This is a genomic window from Streptomyces sp. YIM S03343, from assembly GCF_054729195.1.
The window spans coordinates 5745495-5763461 of record NZ_JBPUKX010000001.1; the positions used below are offsets into that span (position 1 = coordinate 5745495).

Consider the following 17967-nt stretch of genomic DNA (forward strand, 5'->3'; position numbering starts at 1 on the left):
CTCAGGACGCCGTGGTCTCCCGTACCGGCTCGACCACTTCGACCACGGACGGGGCCTCGACCGGTGCCGCCGGAACGAGTTCCGGGGCGGGGACAGGGGCAGGGGCGGCGCCCGGGACATGCCCGCGGGCCACGAGGGTGCGCGAGCGGGGGGCCGGGACCGTCATGGCGACCAGCACTCCGAGTGCGAGTGCGACAACTGCGACGACCGTGATGCCGATACCCGAACTCGTCTGTGACAGCAGCAGCATGGCGAGCGTCGAGAGGATCACGGTGCAGGAACCGTAGGCGAGCTGTGCGGCAGTCGGACGAGGCATGGCAATCGTGTCCTCGGAAGGTGACGGGGGTAAGACGGGATAGCGGCCTGGCTTTCCGCCGACCCACTGGCGTTCCGCCTTTGGACTCTATTCGCCTGAATGCCCGAGGGGAACGCCCGGTAAGCGTGACCTAACCCACGGTACCGGTGCACAGGGGGCGCACGGATTCACAGGGTCCGGCCAGGGGACGGCGATACGCGCCGGTTCGGCGCGGCAGAGGTGTATGTCCGGACGCGGCGCAGGCGTTCGTAAAGCGAACCTCAGGTCCGCATAATGCACTTGTCCTGTCCAAGTCAAGATCTGTCTTTTCCTCTGAACGTCTAGTCAAATGACGGCACTTGACCAACACGTGTACCCCGCGCGGACCTCACGCACCCCCAGGCCCTGTCCGCGCAGCGGGACGCGGCAGGGGAGGACATCAAGTGACCACCAGACCACGGTCGTTCAGAGCGGCCGCGATCACCGTCGCGTTCGCCACGGCGACAGCCGTGTTTTCGGCGTCCCCGGCGTTCTCAGCGTCATCGGCGACCGCTGTCCCACAGGACGCCACCGCGGCCGCCACCGCGAACCGGCACGACCCGCAGCCGGTGAAGCAGCAGGAGCACGACCTGGACGGCCCGTTGACCAGGACCCAGGACGCCCAGCGCCAGGAGGCCCTCGGCCAGGTCATATCCGGCAAGGCCCAGGTCAAGGACCGGGACGGCTCGCAGGTCGTACAGCTCAAGGGCAAGAGCGGCGGCCACAGCAAGTACGTCGAACTCGGCCGCGAGAAGACCGACAAGATCTTCACGATCCTCGTCGAGTTCGGTGACCAGGTCACCTCCGAGTTCGGCGGCACCCCCGGCCCGCTGCACAACCAGATCGCCGCGCCGGACCGCACCAAGGACAACTCCACGGCCTGGCAGGCGGACTACAACCGGCAGCACTTCCAGGACCTGTACTTCGGCACCGGCAGCGGTACCGAGTCGATGAAGAAGTTCTACGAGAAGCAGTCCTCGGGCCGCTACTCGGTGGACGGCGAGGTCGCCGACTGGGTCAAGGTCCCCTACAACGAGGCCCGTTACGGCAACGACGCCTGCGGCGACACCAACTGCCCGAGTGTGTGGAACGTCGTCAGCGACGGCGTCACCGCCTGGGTCGCCCAGCAGAAGGCGGCCGGCCGCACCGACGCCGACATCAAGACGGATCTCGCGCAGTTCGACCAGTGGGACCGCTACGACTACGACGGCGACGGCGACTTCAACGAGCCCGACGGCTACATCGACCACTTCCAGATCGTGCACTCCGGTGAGGACGAGTCCGCGGGCGGCGGCGTCCAGGGCCAGGACGCGATCTGGGCGCACCGCTGGTACGCCTTCGGCACCGACGCCGGTGCCACCGGCCCCGGCAACAACAAGCTGGGCGGCGCGCAGATCGGCGACACCGGCATCTGGGTCGGCGACTACACCATCCAGCCGGAGAACGGCGGACTCGGCGTCTTCGCCCACGAGTACGGCCACGACCTCGGGTTGCCGGACCACTACGACACCTCCGGCGGCGGCGAGAACTCCACCGGCTTCTGGACCCTGATGTCCTCAGGGTCCTGGCTCGGCACCGGCAAGCAGGCGATCGGGGATCTGCCGGGCGACTTCAGCGCCTGGGACAAGCTCCAGCTGGGCTGGCTCAACTACGACACCGCTAAGGCGGCCACGCAGTCCACGCACAAGCTGGGCGTCGCCGAGTACAACACCTGGGACAAGCAGGCCCTGGTGGTCACCCTGCCCCAGAAGGCGGTCACCACCACCGTCGTCACCCCGGCGCAGGGCGCGAGCCAGTGGTGGAGCGGCAGCGGCAACAACCTGAAGAACACGCTGACCCGTTCCGTCGACCTCACCGGAAAGACGTCCGCCGCCCTCACCCTGGACGGCTACTACGACATCGAGGCCAACTTCGACTACCTCTACACCGAGGTGTCGACCGACGGCGGTGCCGACTGGACCGCGCTGGACGGGACGGTGGACGGGCAGCCCCTCCCGCGTGACGCCAGCAACGCCCCGGCGCTGACCGGCACGGCCGACGGCTACAAGAAGCTGTCGTACCCCCTCGACGCCTACGCGGGCCAGAAGATCCAGCTCCGTTTCCGCTACCAGACCGACGGCGGCGTCGCCCAGAAGGGCTTCGCGGCCGACGAGATCATGGTGACCGCGGACGGATCGGCCCTCTTCGCCGACGACGCGGAGAGCGCGGACGCCGCCTGGACCGCGAGCGGCTTCTCCCGTATCGGCGCGTCCTTCACCAAGGACTACGCGCAGTACTACATCGCCGAGAACCGCCAGTACGTGTCGTACGACAGGACGCTGAAGGTCGGCCCGTACAACTTCGGCTTCACCACGACCCGTCCGAGCTGGGTCGAGCACTTCCCGTACCAGAACGGCCTGCTGATCTGGAAGTGGGACACCTCGCAGGCGGACAACAACACCAGCGCCCACCCGGGCACCGGTCTGGTCCTGCCGGTCGACTCGCACCCGGTGGCGCTGAAGTGGTCCGACGGCACCGTGATGCGCAGCCGGATCCAGGCCTACGACGCGCCCTTCAGCCTGTACCGCACGGACGGCATCACGCTGCACAAGGCGGACGTCGCGACACGCGTCCCGTCGTCGAAGGGCGTGCCGGTCTTCGACGATCACACCGGCACCTACTACGACCCGGCGACCCCCACCGCGGGCGTCAAGATCACTGACACCAACACCAAGATCCGGATCGTGAAGGAGGCCGGTGACGGCTCCACGATCCTGATCAAGGTCGGCCCCGCGGTGAAGTAGGCAGAGTTATCGCAGGTCACATGCGTATCGGCGGCGACCCCCTGGCGGGTCGCCGCCGATCGTGTTTAGGTGCGTCCTGTGGCTCTCTTATTGACACCGATGTTGACAGGGGTATGACCGCATGGCCGCAGGAGGTTTCTGCAAGCTGCCGAACGGCACGGTGGTGGTGGCACTGAATCTGCCCCGTCCCGCCGCCGGCGGCCCCGGCGGTGTGCGCGTGCTGGTCCACGCCCGCAACCGGGCGCGCGCCCTGACCAGGCTGCGCAATCTGGGCCTGCGGGCGGTCTATCTGCGGGGCAACGCGGCCCCGCCGACCCCGGACGAGATCACCGCGGTTCTGCATCACCCGGACGGCCTCATCTGGCGCACCGACCCCGACGGCGGCGAACGCACCCCCGAGCTGTGGCGCCCGATCCGGGCTCTGCTGGGCCGCCCGGCAACGGCACGGCAGGCCTGACCGGCGCGCGAGCGTCGATCCGCGGTGCCGGACCGCGGCCTACTGCACGACGGGCTTCCCGGTCAGCTCCACGCCCGCCTCGCGCATCTCCTCCAGCGCCCGCTCGGTGGTCGCCGGGGCCACCCCGGCGGTGAGGTCGAGCAGCACCTGGGTGCGGAAGCCCTCGCGGACCGCGTCCAGGGCGGTGGCGCGTACGCAGTGGTCCGTGGCGATGCCGACGACGTCCACCTCGTCGATCTCCCGGGCCCGCAGCCAGTCGCCCAGCCGGACCCCGTTCTCGTCAGCGCCCTCGAACCCGCTGTACGCCGCCGCGTACGCCCCCTTGTCGAAGACGGCGTCGACGGCGCCGGAGGCGACGGTGGGCGCGAAGTTCGGATGGAAGCCCACGCCCTCCGTACCGGCCACGCAGTGCGCGGGCCAGGAGCGCTTGAAGTCGGGGTTGTCGGCGAAGTGGCCGCCGGGTGCGATGTGGCGGTCGCGGGTCGCCACCACATGGCGGTATCCGGCGGGAGCCTGGGCGATCAGCTCGGTGACGGCGGCGGCGACATCGGCACCGCCGGCCACCGCGAGGCTGCCTCCCTCGCAGAAGTCGTTCTGCACATCTACGACGATCAAGGCGCGGCGCATGGTCGGTGTCCTTCGGCGCTGGGGCGGGTCGAGTAGGGGGAGAGCGGGCCCGGCCGTGAACTTCCGAGCCTACGGAGTTACGGCGGCGTAGGGGAGAGGGCGACGGGGAGGCGGCCCTAACCGGCCCTAACTGCCCAGCATCCCCGGAAGGTACTCCGTGGGGATCACCGGCTCCCCGCGGGAGAGCTGGGTCGCCGACAGGGGCAGGTTGGCGCGGGCGGCGATGTGGCGGGTGCGGGCGGTGTCGAGGGGCTCGCGGCCGACGACCTGGCCGCCCTTGACCAGCTCGACCAGCAGCTGCCGGTCCGCGAGCTCGGCGGGGACCCGGCCGGTGCCGATGATCTCGGTCTCCGCGACGCCGTCGGCGTCCAGGCGCCGTGCGGCCCACTTCCTGCCGCCGATGGAGGTCTTGCCGCCGGTGGACCGTTTCGCCACCGGCACCAGAGGCGCCTTGGGGTCGCCGGACTCGGCGCGGGCGACCAGCTTGTAGACCATGGAGCAGGTCGGGTGCCCGGAGCCGGTCACCAGCTGGGTGCCGACGCCGTAGGCGTCCACCGGCGCCGCCGCGAGGGACGCTATGGCGTACTCGTCGAGGTCCGAGGTCACCACGATCCGGGTGTGCACGGCGCCTAGCTCGTCGAGCTGCTGCCGCACCCGGTGCGCGACGAGCAGCAGGTCGCCGGAGTCGATGCGTACGGCGCCGAGGTCCGGTCCGGCGACCTCGACGGCGGCGCGAACGGCCTCGGCGACGTCGTAGGTGTCGACCAGCAGGGTGGTGTTCCGGCCCAGCGAGTCGACCTGGGCGCGGAAGGCGTCGCGCTCGTTGTCGTGCAGCAGGGTGAAGGCGTGCGCGGAGGTGCCGATGGTCGGGATGCCGTAGCGGAAGCCGGCGGCGAGGTCGGAGGTGGAGGAGAAGCCGCCGACGTAGGCGGCGCGGGCGGCGGCGACCGCGGACAGTTCATGGGTGCGGCGGGCGCCCATCTCCATCAGCGGGCGGTCCCCGGCGGCCGACGACATACGGGACGCGGCGGCGGCGATCGCCGAGTCGTGGTTGAGGATCGAAAGGATCACGGTCTCCAGGAGCACGCATTCGGCGAAGGAGCCCTCGACCCGCATGACCGGTGAGCCCGGGAAGTACACCTCGCCCTCCGGATAGCCCCAGATGTCGCCCGAGAAGCGGTATCCGGACAGCCAGTGAAGGGTCTCGTCGTCGACGACGGCGCGCTCGCGCAGGAAGCCCAGGACGCCCTCGTCGAAGCGGAAGTTCTCCACGGCGTCCAGGACCCGCCCGGGGCCCGCCAGGACGCCGTAGCGCCGCCCGCCCGGCAGCCGGCGGGTGAAGACCTCGAACACGCTGCGCCGTTCGGCGGTACCGGCTTTCAGCGCGGCTTCCAGCATGGTCAGCTCGTAATGGTCCGTGAAGAGCGCCGTGGAGGGAACATCCACCGGCAGCCCTAGGTCCGCTGTGCTCATGCCACGATGCTACCCCACATTTCGTCAGTGTGACGATTTCTGCGGAGCGTGGCAGCATGGGCTGTGTGACGTCACCCGCTCCCGTAGAGATCGAACGAACCGAGTCGGCGGAGGAGGTCTTCGCCGTACCCGAGCCGGACGTCCCCTGGGTCACGATCGTGCACAACGACCCGGTCAACCTGATGAGCTATGTGACCTACGTCTTCCAGTCGTACTTCGGCTATCCGAAGGACAAGGCCACCAAGCTCATGCTCGACGTCCACCACAAGGGCCGGGCGATCGTCTCCAGCGGCACGCGCGAGGAGATGGAACGCGACGTGCAGGCCATGCACGGCTACGGTCTGTGGGCCACCCTCCAGCAGGACCGCAAGTAGCCCCTTCCGCGGGCCCGGCCAGCGGCCCCCAGCAGCGAAAAGACCCATGCCCGGACATTTCGAACCGCTCCCCGGCGGCGGCGCGGCCGTCGCGCTCGACGACGTCGAGATCTCCATCATCCGCTCGCTGGCCGTCCAGCTCCTGGAGCTGATCGGCCCCGGCCCGGTGGAGGACGCGCAGGGCGACCCCCTCGCCGAGCTCTTCGCCGAGGGCCCGAGCGAACCGCCCTCCGACCCGGTGCTGAAGCGGCTCTTCCCGGACGCCTACCGGGACCCGGACCAGGAGCCCGGCTCGCCGCTGGACGCCGAGGAACAGCGGCTGCACTCCTCCGAGTTCCGCCGCTACACCGAGAACGATCTGCGCGCCGGCAAACGGGAGAACGCGCTCGCGGTCATCCGCTCGCTGGACGCGCTCGGTGCGCCCGACGACGGCGGGGCCGTCCTGGAGCTCGGTCCGGACGACGCCCGGCGCTGGCTCGGCGCCCTCAACGACCTGCGCCTGGCGATCAGCACCCGGCTGGACATCACCGACGAGGACGACACCGACGTCCTCTACGCGCTCCCGGACGAGGACCCGCGCAAGCCGATGGTGATGGCGTACCTCTGGCTGGGCGGACTCCAGGAGACGCTGGTCACCACGCTGATGCCCTGAGGCCCTCCCTCAATGCCCTGAGGCCCTCCCTCGCGGGGCCGTGTCGACCGGCCGTGTCGAGCGGCCATGCTGAGCGCCGTGTTGAGCATTCCTACGACCGGAACGGTCGTGTTCGCTCAGAGGATGCTCAAATCCGGATAACGATCACGTTATCGATCCGGCCGGTTATGCCCATATAGGCATCCTTTTGTTCGCTTATTCCCGTGCTGTTCGCCACAGCGGCCCCGGACGATCACGAATGCGACCGTGGTAAATCTTCACGATCGCCCGGGGTGGACACCACCCATGTCCGGCCCGGGTGCGCCTACCGAGCCGGTGACCGCCGGCCAGGCACGCTCCAGCAATCCGGGGGGATCGAGCAGTGATCCGGGGCCGGGCCACGGCCCGGTTCGGCATGGAGAAAGGCGCACAGACACATGACCTCCGAGAGGGTCACAGAAAGAGCCGCAGACACCGCGGACGCCGCGGGCACCGCAGGCACCTCGGAAGAGGGCTACGAGCGAGGGCTCGGCAGCCGCCAGGTGCAGATGATCGCGATCGGCGGCGCCATCGGCGTCGGTCTGTTCCTCGGTGCCGGGGCGAACATCGCCAAGGCCGGTCCCAGCCTCATCGTGATGTACGCGGTGGCGGGCGCCATCGTCTTCTTCATCATGCGAGCCCTGGGTGAACTCCTCCTGTACCGCCCGGTGTCGGGCTCGTTCGCCGAGTACTCCCGCGAATTCTGCGGCCCGTTCTTCGGCTTCTTCACCGGCTGGACCTACTGGCTGATGTGGGTCGTGACCGGCATGGCCGAGCTGACCGCCGCCGCGATCTACGTCCACTACTGGTTCCCCACCATCCCGCAGTGGGTGACGGCACTGGTCTTCCTGCTGGTCCTGTTCGCGGTCAACCTGATCTCCGTGAAGCTCTTCGGCGAGCTGGAGTTCTGGTTCTCCATGGTCAAGGTCACCGCCCTGATCGGCATGATCGTGATCGGTCTCGGTGTGCTGACCTTCGGCTTCAGCGCGGCCGGTGACACCGCCCATGTCTCCAACCTCTGGCAGTTCGACGGCTTCTTCCCCAAGGGCGTCGGCTCCTCCCTGATGACCCTCCAGGGCGTCATGTTCGCGTACCTCGCCGTCGAGCTGGTCGGTGTCACCGCGGGCGAGTCCGAGGAGCCGGAGAAGACGCTCCCCAAGGCGATCAACACCCTGCCCTGGCGGATCGCGCTGTTCTACGTCGGCGCCCTGAGCGTCATCCTCTGCGTGGTCAAGTGGACCGAATTCGCGCCGGGCGTCAGCCCGTTCGTGAAGGCGTTCGCGGTCATCGGCATCCCCGCCGGTGCGGGCATCGTCAACTTCGTGGTGCTGACCGCCGCCCTGTCGTCCTGCAACTCCGGCATGTACTCCACCGGCCGGATGCTGCGCACCCTGGCCGACAACGGCGAGGCACCGGCCCGCTTCAAGCGGCTGTCGGCGTCCAAGACCCCGGCGTTCGGCATCACGGTCTCGGTCTGCTTCATGGCCATCGGCGTGGTCCTCAACTACGTCGTCCCCGAGAAGGCGTTCGGCTACGTCACCTCCGTCGCCACCGCCGCCGGCATCTGGACCTGGCTGATGATCCTGATCAGCCACATCCTCTACCGCCGCGCGGTGGTCGCGGGCCGGCTGCCCGCCTCCGCCTTCCCGGCGCCCGGCGGTTCGAAGTTCAGCTGGGTCGCCGTCGTCTTCCTGCTGTTCGTCACGGGTGAGATCGCCTACGACCCCGACTCCCGCATCTGCCTCTACGTCATGGCCGGCTGGGCCGCCGCCCTCGCCGTCGGCTGGGCCGTGCTCCGCGCCCGCCGCCCCGAGGTCGCCGTGCGCCACGAGGGAGCGGTCAAGACAGGCACGATCCCGGCCCAGGCAGCCGGCGAGGCCGCCGAGGTCGGCGCCGAGGTCCGCTGAGCAGAGCCGTATCCCGCGGCGCCGAACGGAGCCGTATCCAGCGGCGCTGAACAGAGCCCCCTCCTGCGGACGCCCGCCGCCGCTCAGGGTGTCCGCCATCTGGGCCATCCCGTACCACCTATCGGTACGGGGTGGCCCTTCTGCTTATCCTGAGCGCATGCTCACCATCACCCGGGACCTCTACGACCAGATCGTCGCCCATGCGCGCAAGGACCACCCCGACGAGGCGTGCGGAGCCATAGCGGGGCCCGACGGCAGCGACCGGCCGGAGCGTTTCATCCCCATGCTGAACGAGGCGCGCTCGCCCACGTTCTACCAGTACAGTTCCGACGACCTTCGCGATCTCTACAAGGAGATGGACGCCCGAGACGAGGTGCCCGTGGTCTTCTACCACTCGCACACCGGCACCGAGGCCTATCCGTCCCGCACCGACATCTCCTACGCCAACGAGCCCTACACGCACTACGTGATTGTCTCCACGGCCGACACAGAGGACCTCGGCGACTTCCAGTTCCGGTCCTTCACCATCGTCGAGGGCAGGGTGACCGAGGAGCAGGTCGTGGTCGTCGACGCGTACTGAGCCGTACTGAGCCGTACCGGCACAGGCCACGGTCGCGGAAGGGGTCATTACCGAATCCCGCGCCCCGGCACAAGGGCCGACAGTCTCGAACTGTGGATGAATCCTGTCCGAAGAATGAGATCACATTCCACTACCCGGACCGGGAATCGATACGATGAGTTCATGGTTCTTCACGACGTGACAGAGAAAGCGCCGGGCACGCTGCTCGTGGCGCGGCTGCACGTCGATCTCTGCAGGCTGAACAGCGCCATTTGACGTCCCCTGCCGCCGTGCTGCCGTGAGCCGCGGCGCTCCCCCTGCGCACAGACGAATGCGCACGGCCCTGTGCATGGACGCATGCGCGCAGCCGAAGCCGGGGGAACCCTGAACGCGCGCGTCCCCGAACCGACGACCCTTTCCGACAGGAGCCCGAGACCATGGCCATCGAGGTCCGCATCCCGACCATCCTCCGCCAGTACACCGAGGGTCAGAAGGCGGTGGAGGGCAGCGGTGACACCCTTGCCGCTCTGCTCGCCGACCTCGAGTCCCGGCACTCGGGCATCCAGGCCCGCATCGTCGAGGGCGGCGAACTGCGCCGCTTCGTCAACATCTATCTGAACGACGAGGACGTCCGTTTCCTGGAGGGCATCCACACCAAGGTGGCCGACGGAGACAACGTGACGATCCTGCCCGCCGTCGCCGGCGGCATGGTCTGATCGGCCGCTGATCCCCGATGCGTTACGACTCTCCCCTGGCCGCGGTGGGCAACACCCCGCTGGTGCACCTGCCGCGGCTGTCGCCGTCCGCCGATGTCCGGCTCTGGGCCAAGCTGGAGGACCGCAACCCGACCGGCTCGGTCAAGGACCGCCCCGCGCTGTTCATGATCGAGCAGGCCGAGAAGGACGGCCGGCTCACCCCGGGCTGCACCATCCTGGAGCCGACCTCCGGGAACACCGGCATCTCGCTGGCGATGGCGGCCAGACTCAAGGGCTACCGCATGGTGTGCGTGATGCCCGAGAACACCTCCCAGGAGCGCCGGGACCTGCTGCGCATGTGGGGTGCGGAGATCATCCCCAGCCCGGCCGCGGGCGGTTCCAACACGGCCGTACGCGTCGCCAAGGACCTGTCCGCCGAGCACCCCGACTGGGTGATGCTCTACCAGTATGGCAACCCGGACAACGCGGGTGCCCACTACGCCACCACCGGCCCCGAGATCCTCGCCGACCTCCCGTCCGTCACCCATTTCGTCGCCGGACTCGGCACCACCGGCACCCTGATGGGCGTCGGCCGCTTTCTGCGCGAGCACAAGCCGGACGTGAAGATCGTCGCCGCCGAACCGCGCTACGACGATCTGGTGTACGGCCTGCGCAACCTCGACGAGGGCTTCGTACCGGAGCTGTACGACGCGTCCGTGCTCACCACCCGCTTCTCGGTCGGCTCGGCCGACGCGGTCACCCGCACCCGTGAACTCCTGCAGCAGGAGGGCATCTTCGCGGGCGTCTCCACGGGCGCGGCCCTGCACGCTGCGATCGGCGTCGGCAGGAAGGCGCTCACCGCGGGCGAGAGCGCCGACATCGTCTTCATCGTCGCCGACGGCGGCTGGAAGTACCTGTCCACCGGCGTCTACACCGCGGCCACCACCGAGGAGGCCATCGAACGCCTCCAGGGCCAGCTCTGGGCGTAGGCCGGCCCCCCCGACAGCCCGTCCGGCGTTTGAGGACGAGGCCGTCCAGGCCGAAAGGGGGGTCCGGGGGCACAGCCCCCGGGGACGGGAACGGGAAGGGGCGGCGGGGGCGACTCTCCTTCCGGAGCCACACCCCACCGCCTCCCGCTCCTCCGCTGTCAGTGGTGGCCCCGCCGACGAGGGCTTCAGCGGGCCCGTCGCAGCGGCCCCGTGCCGAGCCGCTTCGAGCGGGGGTGCCGCCGACGGCGCTGCCGTCACTCGCCGACCCCCGCTCACCAGTTGATGGTCATCAGCCGCTGGGCCCTCCGGCCTGATCCGCCTGACAGGCGCAGGCTCCGCGCGTAGACCCGTCTCTCATCAATGCGCCAACCCCCTCCTATGAGGGGGCTAAACGCTGCACATGGCGCGGCAAAGATCTTCCTCGTGCGGTGCCGGGGGCTGACGCCCGGGGCTACGTTCGGGCCGTCCTGTCATGCCACGCTCATCGGCATCCCAGGACGCTTGAATGTCATGCTCATGACTGCGCATTCCGCCGCCGCTACGCGCGTCAAGGGCCTGCCTGCTCTACCCCACCGATGGAGGCAGCACCCCGATGACCCCCCAGCGTGAATTCCGCCCGAGTACCCGACGGCGGAGTCTGCGAAGACTCCTCACCGCCGCCCTCCCCGCCCTCGCCCTCACCGTCGCCGGACTGATGGCGGCCCCCGCGGCCGGGGCCCAGCCCGCCACCGCGGCGGCCTCCCACACCTCCCGCGTCGCCCAGAACGCCAAGGCCCTGACCGCCCCCGAACGGCAGACCTTCCACGCCACCGGCAAGGCCGGCCAGAAGGTGCCGACCACGCGTCTGTGCGGCACCGCCACCCCCGGCCACGCCGCCTGTTTCGCGCAGCGCCGCACCGACATCAGGCAGCGGCTGTCCGCCGCGCTGGCTGCGACCCCTTCCGGTCTCAGCCCGGCCAACCTGCACAGCGCCTACAACCTGCCCTCGACCGGCGGCTCCGGCCTGACCGTCGCGATCGTCGACGCGTACAACGACCCCAACGCCGAGTCGGACCTGGCCACCTACCGCTCCACCTACGGCCTGTCGTCCTGCACCAAGGCCAGCGGCTGCTTCAAGCAGGTCAGCCAGACCGGCTCCACCAGCTCCCTGCCCTCCAACGACACCGGCTGGGCCGGTGAGGAGGCGCTGGACATCGACATGGTCAGCGCGGTCTGCCCCAACTGCAACATCATCCTGGTCGAGGCCAGCTCCGCCACCGACTCCGACCTCGGCACCGCCGAGAACGAGGCCGTCACCCTCGGCGCCAAGTTCGTCTCCAACAGCTGGGGCGGCTCCGAGTCCTCCTCCCAGACCAGCGAGGACACCTCGTACTTCAAGCACCCGGGCGTCGCCATCACCGTCTCCTCCGGTGACAGCGGCTACGGCGCCGAGTACCCGGCGACCTCCCAGTACGTGACGGCCGTCGGCGGCACCGCGCTGTCCACGTCCTCCAACTCCCGCGGCTGGACCGAGTCCGTGTGGAACACGTCCAGCAGCGAGGGCACGGGCTCCGGCTGCTCCTCCTACGACGCCAAGCCGAGCTGGCAGACCGACACCGGCTGCTCCAAGCGCATGGAGGCCGACGTCTCGGCGGTCGCCGACCCGGCCACCGGCGTCGCCGTCTACGACACCTACGGCGGCTCGGGCTGGGCGGTCTACGGCGGCACCAGCGCCTCCTCCCCGATCGTCGCCGGTGTCTACGCCCTCGCGGGCACCCCGGGCTCCAGCGACTACCCGGCGCAGTACCCGTACTCCCACACCTCCAACCTGTACGACGTGACCAGCGGCAGCAACGGCTCCTGCTCCACCTCGTACTTCTGCACCGCGGGCACCGGCTACGACGGCCCGACCGGCTGGGGCACCCCCAACGGCACCGCCGCCTTCACCTCCGGCACCAGCACCGGCAACACGGTCACCGTCACCAACCCCGGCAGCCGGTCCACGGTCACCGGAAGCTCGGTCAGCCTCCAGATCTCGGCGAGCGACAGCGCGGGCGCGACCCTCACCTACAGCGCGTCCGGCCTGCCCACCGGACTGTCCATCAGCAGCTCGACCGGCCTGATCTCGGGTACGGCGTCCACCGCGGGCACGTACAGCACGACCGTCACGGCGACCGACTCCACCGGCGCCTCCGGCTCCGCCTCCTTCACCTGGACGGTGAGCTCGTCCGGCGGCGGCACCTGCACCTCCTCGCAGCTGCTGGGGAACGCGGGCTTCGAGTCGGGCAACACCACCTGGACGGCGTCCAGCGGTGTCATCACCAACTCCAGCAGCGAGTCGGCGCACGGCGGCTCCTACTACGCCTGGCTCGACGGCTACGGCTCCACCCACACCGACACGCTCTCCCAGTCGGTGACCGTCCCGTCCGGCTGCAAGGCGACCTTCACCTTCTACCTCCACGTCGACACCGCGGAGACCAGCAGCAGCACGGCGTACGACAAGCTGACGGTGACCGCCGGTTCGACGACCCTGGCGACGTACTCCAACCTCAACGCCGCCTCCGGCTACACCCAGAAGTCCTTCGACCTGTCCTCCTACGCGGGCTCCACGGTCACGCTGAAGTTCAGCGGCGTCGAGGACTCCTCGCTCCAGACGAGCTTCGTCGTCGACGACACCGCCGTGACGACGAGCTGACCCGCCACCACCCCTGAACGGGCCCCGGCCGGCTGAGCGTCCGGCTGGGGCCCTCGCGCGTCTGAAATCCAGCTCCTCCGGCGTGCGCCACTTCAGCCCCTCCGGCGTTTGAGGAGCGGGGGTACGGGGGCGGAGCCCCCGTGACGGGACGGGAAGGGGCGGCGGGGGCGAGAAAGCGGTGGGGCGTGGATCCTGATGCGGGCGAGGCACGTCCAACAACCGACGGGACAGCGCCGGAACCCCGGAGCACGCACCCCGCAGCACCCAGGGCAACCGCAGAGAGGCGGCCGCACCATGCGTCGTACGACGTTCCTGAGGACCACCGTGACCGCCACGGCGGTGTCGGCGCTGTTCATGGCGGGCTGCGGCTCGTCGGACGGCGCCGGCACGGCGGAGGGGAAGAGCGGGACACCGACGTCGGCATCCCCGTCCCCGTCTCCGTCCTCCTCCTCGGCGTCCCCGTCCCCGTCGCGCTCGGTGACACCCCCGACCTCACCGACCCCACCGGCATCCCCCAGCACATCCACCGCCCCCGTCACCCCCACCGGCTGCACGAGCACGATCAGCCTCACCGCCGCCGACAACGGACACACCGTCTGTCTGACGAAGGGCGGCGAGATCCGGGTGAGCCTCGACGGCAGCAAGGACCGGCCGTGGTCGCCGGTCAAGGCGAAGGACACCGGCGTTCTGAAGGCCATCAACGCGGGCTTCGCGGTCCTGCCGGGCGACTCGAACGCCGCCTACCGGGCCACCGGAACCGGCACCGCCCGCCTCACCGCGTCCCGTCCGTTGTGCGCCTCGACTCCTGACCATGTCGCCTGCAAGGCCATAGTGGAGTGGGGGGTCACTGTGACCGTACGGGGGGAGTGAGGAGCCCCTGAGCCGTGGAACCCCGCCCGCCACCCGTCCCATCAGGCACGATGCCGTACTCGTCGTCAGGCCAGATGCCGTACCCGGTCCCACAGCGCCGGGTCCACGGTGCCCACCCGGCGCCGGAACTCCCGTACCGGCACCTGGCGCAGCTCACCGGTCTGGAGGAAGCTCGCCCGCCCCCGGGCGTCCCCGACCGAGCCGGGCGGCATGGGGATCACCCCGGTCCGCTCCTCGGCACCGCGGCTGGTGATCTTCGCGACCAGCACCCGGTTGCCCTGCACCGACAGCACCAGACACGGCCGGTCCTTGGCGCCGGGACGGTCCTCGTAGGGGACGTTGGCCCACCAGATCTCCGCGGGCCGCGGCCGGTCGGCGGCGCCTTGGCCAAGGCGGCCGGGCGGCCGGGTGCGCCGGCCGCCCGGCCGCTGCCCCCGTCCCCAGCCGTCGACCAGCGTCGCAACCAGCGCGAGCAGTACCACCGCGGCGAGCGCGAGCCACCATGACCTGTCCATGCGGACGACGGTACCGGCGCACCCCGACGCCCGTGCGCCCCCCGACACACCTCACACCACCCGCTTCCAGCCGAACCGGTGACAGCGCAGGTGAGTTCGCCCACAACGGCCCTTGACGGAGGAGCTTCGGGGGGTTTGGCGCCTTACGCTCGACGGACCGCACGACGCCCTTCCCCCCTCTTTCCAGCCGCCGGGTCCGCTCTCTCCGGGGCCTCTTCCGGGCTCCCGGTTCTCCCGGTTTCGTCACAACCGCCAGCGGAGGTTTCTGCTTCATGAAGCTCACCGTCGTCGGCTGCTCGGGGTCGTTCCCGTCCGCGGAATCGGCCTGTTCTAGCTACCTCGTAGAGGCCGACGGCTTCCGGCTGCTCCTCGACATGGGCAACGGTGCCCTGGGCGAGCTGCAGCGCCACTGCGGTCTCTACGACCTCGACGCGATCTTTCTCAGCCATCTGCACCCCGATCACTGCATCGACATGTGCGCGTACTTCGTGGCGCGCTACTACCGCCACGACGGCGGCCGGGCCGCCCCGCTTCCGGTCCACGGCCCCGAGGGCACCGAGCACCGGCTGACCACCGCGTACGCGGACACACCGTCGGCGTCGTCCATGAGTGAGGTCTTCGACTTCCACACCATCAAGCCGTCCGTCTTCGACATCGGCCCGTTCACGGTGCATGTCGACCGGGTGGCCCACCCCGTCGAGACGTACGGCATCCGGGTCGAGCACGGCGGGCGGTCGCTGACGTACTCCGGTGACACGGGGGTCTCCCCGGTGCTGGACGAACTCGCCCACGACACCGATCTGTTCCTGTGCGAGGCGGCGTTCACGCACGGCAAGGAGGACATCCCGGACCTCCACCTCAACGGCCGAGAGGCAGGGGAGACGGCGGCACGGGCGGGCGCCCGGCGTCTGCTGCTCACCCACATCCCCCCGTGGACCGACGCCCGGGTCAACCTCGCCGACGCCCGCGCGGCCTTCGACGGCCCGGTCGAACTCGCGGTGCCGAGGGCGACGTACGAGATCTGACGCGCTGCGGTGACGCAGTCTGCCGAGGGAGTGCGTAGTCCATTGACCGACGATCTAAAAGGTCTATACCATCTTCCCTTGATCGCGGCGGTTGACCTCCGCCGTGCCATGCGAACAAACGAACAGGGGATGTCATGGCTGGAGTACGTCAGTACTCTGCAGTAATGGTCGCCACGGTGGGGCTGGTGGCCGGTATGGGGTTTGCGGCCCCGACCGCGTCCGCTTCGGCGGCCGAGCAGGTGCCCGCGTGGACGAACCAAACGTGTCTGGTGCCGAAGAAGATCTCGGAATCTCACACCAAGCAGTGCCCTTCGGGCGCGTGGCGGCAGTTCGAGTTCCTGAAGAAGATCCGCGTGGACGCCGGTCCGTCGGCCGGCTACCACTGCAGCTTCCACATGTGGCACTACATGAGCGGGGGAACCGCCGGCTGGGACCGGTACGACGCGGGCACCACGAGCGTGGGCCCCGGCTGCGTCTGATGCGGTGACCGAACCGCCGCGGTGGGCTTCGGCGGACCAATGAACGAATGAACGAGTGAGGCTCGGAACCCTGGGGGTTCCGAGCCTCACTCGTTGGGTCTCGCCTCAGGCGTTACGCCTTGGTGAGGTCCTCGATCTCCTCGTCGGGCTCACGGCCCGGGGTCGGGATGTTGAACTTGATGATGGCGAAGCGGAACACGAAGTAGTAGATCGCCGCGAAGACCAGGCCGATCGGGATGATCATCCAGGGCTTGGTGGCCATGTTCCAGTTGAGGAAGTAGTCGATCGCGCCGGCCGAGAAGCTGAAGCCGTGGTGCACGCCCAGGGACCAGGTGACGGCCATGGACAGGGCGGTCAGCAGCGCGTGGATCACGTACAGCAGCGGGGCGATGAACATGAACGCGAACTCGATCGGCTCGGTGATGCCGGTGACGAACGAGGTCAGCGCGAGGGAGATCATCATGCCGCCGACAACCTTGCGGCGCTCCGGGCGGGCGGCGTGGGTGATCGCGAGGGCGGCCGCCGGGAGGGCGAACATCATGATCGGGAAGAAGCCGGTCATGAACTGGCCCGCGGTCGGGTCACCGTGGAAGAAGCGCGGCAGGTCACCGTGCCACACGACACCGGCGGAGTCCTTGTAGGAGCCGATCTCCTGCCAGGCCACCGTGTTGACGAACTGGTGCATGCCGACCGGGAGAAGCGCGCGGTTGATGGCGCCGAAGATGCCCGCGCCGACGGCGCCGAGGCCCGTCATCCACTCGCCGAAGTTTGTGATGACCTTGCCGACGGGCTCCCAGACCAGGCCGAAGAAGACGCCGATGCCGGTGCCGATGAAGGCCATCAGGATGGGCACCAGACGGCGGCCGTTGAAGAAGCCCAGCCAGTCGGGGAGCTTGGTGCGGTGGAAGCGCTGCCACGTCACGGCGGCTATCAGGCCCATGATGATGCCGCCGAGGACCTTCGGGTCGTTGTACGTGGCGGCGATGTCGGCGCCCTTGGTGATCTTGGCGTCCGTGATCGGGAACGCGGTCAGCACGTTCTTGTAGACCAGGAAGCCGACCAGCGCCGCCAGCGCAGTGGAGCCGTCGGCCTTCTTCGCGAATCCGATGGCGATGCCCACGCAGAACAGCAGCGGCAGATTGGCGAAGACGGCGTCGCCGGCGGTGGCGAACACCGAGGCGACCTTGCCCCAGCCGAGGCCGTCCGCGCCGAACACGTCGGGCTGACCGAGCCGCAGCAGGATGCCAGCCGCAGGCAGCACGGCGATGGGCAGCTGAAGGCTGCGGCCGACCTTCTGAAGCCCCTGGAACAGGCTTGATCCCCACTTCTTTGCGGGGGCCGCCGATGCGGTGGCGGTGCTCATAGATCCTCCATCGGGTGGTGGTCTACACCACTCAGTGGTGTAGACCTGTTGTAGCACGATGAAGGGGAGATAAGGAACCCATCAGCACCACTACGGTTTGGTTAAGGCTTCCATCGGGAAAAATGGAAGATTCTCGGCAAGATTGAAAGCCGGGGTGAGGCGTCCTGGCGAGG

General features: G+C 69.2%; 18 protein-coding genes. 13 read left to right on the forward strand and 5 right to left on the reverse strand.

The genetic code is table 11. The features are described 5' to 3' along the window. Position 1: 1 nt before the first annotated feature. A complete protein-coding gene (locus ACSYGN_RS25090; protein WP_460399297.1) occupies positions 2–316 on the reverse strand; it encodes a hypothetical protein in 315 nt (104 codons plus the stop codon). 422 nt (positions 317–738) lie between these two features. Between ACSYGN_RS25090 and ACSYGN_RS25095 the strand changes: the two genes are divergently transcribed. Both ACSYGN_RS25095 and ACSYGN_RS25100 read left to right on the forward strand, forming a co-directional pair. Further along, a complete protein-coding gene (locus tag ACSYGN_RS25095) occupies positions 739–3117 on the forward strand; it encodes an immune inhibitor A domain-containing protein (protein WP_460399299.1) in 2379 nt (792 codons plus the stop codon). Between the two features lie 121 nt (positions 3118–3238). Further along, complete coding sequence (locus ACSYGN_RS25100; RefSeq protein ID WP_460399301.1) at positions 3239–3574, forward strand: hypothetical protein; 336 nt, start codon at positions 3239–3241, stop codon at positions 3572–3574. A 39-nt stretch (positions 3575–3613) separates the two neighbouring features. Here the strand turns inward: ACSYGN_RS25100 and ACSYGN_RS25105 are convergent, their stop codons facing one another. Then, positions 3614–4201: an isochorismatase family protein gene (locus ACSYGN_RS25105; protein WP_460399303.1), complete on the reverse strand. Its 588-nt coding sequence runs from the start codon at positions 4199–4201 to the stop codon at positions 3614–3616. 126 nt (positions 4202–4327) lie between these two features. Further along, positions 4328–5674 carry a nicotinate phosphoribosyltransferase gene (locus ACSYGN_RS25110; RefSeq protein ID WP_460399305.1) on the reverse strand — a complete coding sequence of 449 codons (1347 nt, stop codon included), beginning with the start codon at positions 5672–5674 and terminating at the stop codon, positions 4328–4330. A gap of 56 nt (positions 5675–5730) precedes the next feature. On the opposite strand from ACSYGN_RS25110, the gene clpS reads away from it, so the two are divergent. The 9 genes from clpS to ACSYGN_RS25155 all read left to right on the forward strand — a co-directional run bounded on the left by clpS (position 5731) and on the right by ACSYGN_RS25155 (position 14412). Further along, a complete protein-coding gene (clpS, locus tag ACSYGN_RS25115) occupies positions 5731–6048 on the forward strand; it encodes an ATP-dependent Clp protease adapter ClpS (protein WP_460403717.1) in 318 nt (105 codons plus the stop codon). Between the two features lie 46 nt (positions 6049–6094). Beyond that, positions 6095–6700, forward strand: a complete 606-nt coding sequence (locus ACSYGN_RS25120; protein ID WP_460399307.1) for a DUF2017 domain-containing protein — start codon at positions 6095–6097, stop codon at positions 6698–6700. Between the two features lie 416 nt (positions 6701–7116). Beyond that, positions 7117–8625: an amino acid permease gene (locus tag ACSYGN_RS25125; RefSeq protein WP_460399309.1), complete on the forward strand. Its 1509-nt coding sequence runs from the start codon at positions 7117–7119 to the stop codon at positions 8623–8625. 157 nt (positions 8626–8782) lie between these two features. Next, on the forward strand, positions 8783–9205 hold the full coding sequence (locus tag ACSYGN_RS25130) for a M67 family metallopeptidase (RefSeq protein WP_460399311.1): 423 nt from the start codon (positions 8783–8785) through the stop codon (positions 9203–9205). A gap of 162 nt (positions 9206–9367) precedes the next feature. Beyond that, a complete protein-coding gene (locus ACSYGN_RS25135; protein WP_460399313.1) occupies positions 9368–9460 on the forward strand; it encodes a putative leader peptide in 93 nt (30 codons plus the stop codon). A gap of 161 nt (positions 9461–9621) precedes the next feature. Then, on the forward strand, positions 9622–9900 hold the full coding sequence (locus ACSYGN_RS25140; protein WP_460399316.1) for a MoaD/ThiS family protein: 279 nt from the start codon (positions 9622–9624) through the stop codon (positions 9898–9900). 17 nt (positions 9901–9917) lie between these two features. Continuing rightward, positions 9918–10868, forward strand: a complete 951-nt coding sequence (locus ACSYGN_RS25145) for a PLP-dependent cysteine synthase family protein (protein ID WP_460399318.1) — start codon at positions 9918–9920, stop codon at positions 10866–10868. Positions 10869–11460: 592 nt separating this feature from the next. Continuing rightward, positions 11461–13542, forward strand: coding sequence for a S53 family peptidase (locus ACSYGN_RS25150; protein WP_460399320.1), 2082 nt, complete (start codon positions 11461–11463; stop codon positions 13540–13542). Between the two features lie 294 nt (positions 13543–13836). Beyond that, entirely contained in the window at positions 13837–14412 is a 576-nt protein-coding gene (locus ACSYGN_RS25155; RefSeq protein WP_460399322.1) for a hypothetical protein, read from the forward strand. A gap of 65 nt (positions 14413–14477) precedes the next feature. On the opposite strand, the gene ACSYGN_RS25160 is transcribed toward ACSYGN_RS25155, so the two are convergent. Further along, complete coding sequence (locus ACSYGN_RS25160; RefSeq protein ID WP_460399324.1) at positions 14478–14927, reverse strand: type II toxin-antitoxin system PemK/MazF family toxin; 450 nt, start codon at positions 14925–14927, stop codon at positions 14478–14480. Positions 14928–15199: 272 nt separating this feature from the next. Between ACSYGN_RS25160 and ACSYGN_RS25165 the strand changes: the two genes are divergently transcribed. Both ACSYGN_RS25165 and ACSYGN_RS25170 read left to right on the forward strand, forming a co-directional pair. Next, on the forward strand, positions 15200–15952 hold the full coding sequence (locus ACSYGN_RS25165; protein WP_460399326.1) for an MBL fold metallo-hydrolase: 753 nt from the start codon (positions 15200–15202) through the stop codon (positions 15950–15952). 134 nt (positions 15953–16086) lie between these two features. Beyond that, complete coding sequence (locus ACSYGN_RS25170; protein ID WP_460399328.1) at positions 16087–16431, forward strand: hypothetical protein; 345 nt, start codon at positions 16087–16089, stop codon at positions 16429–16431. 112 nt (positions 16432–16543) lie between these two features. On the opposite strand, the gene ACSYGN_RS25175 is transcribed toward ACSYGN_RS25170, so the two are convergent. Further along, positions 16544–17794 carry a PTS transporter subunit EIIC gene (locus tag ACSYGN_RS25175; protein ID WP_460399330.1) on the reverse strand — a complete coding sequence of 417 codons (1251 nt, stop codon included), beginning with the start codon at positions 17792–17794 and terminating at the stop codon, positions 16544–16546. Between the last annotated feature and the right edge of the window lie 173 nt (positions 17795–17967).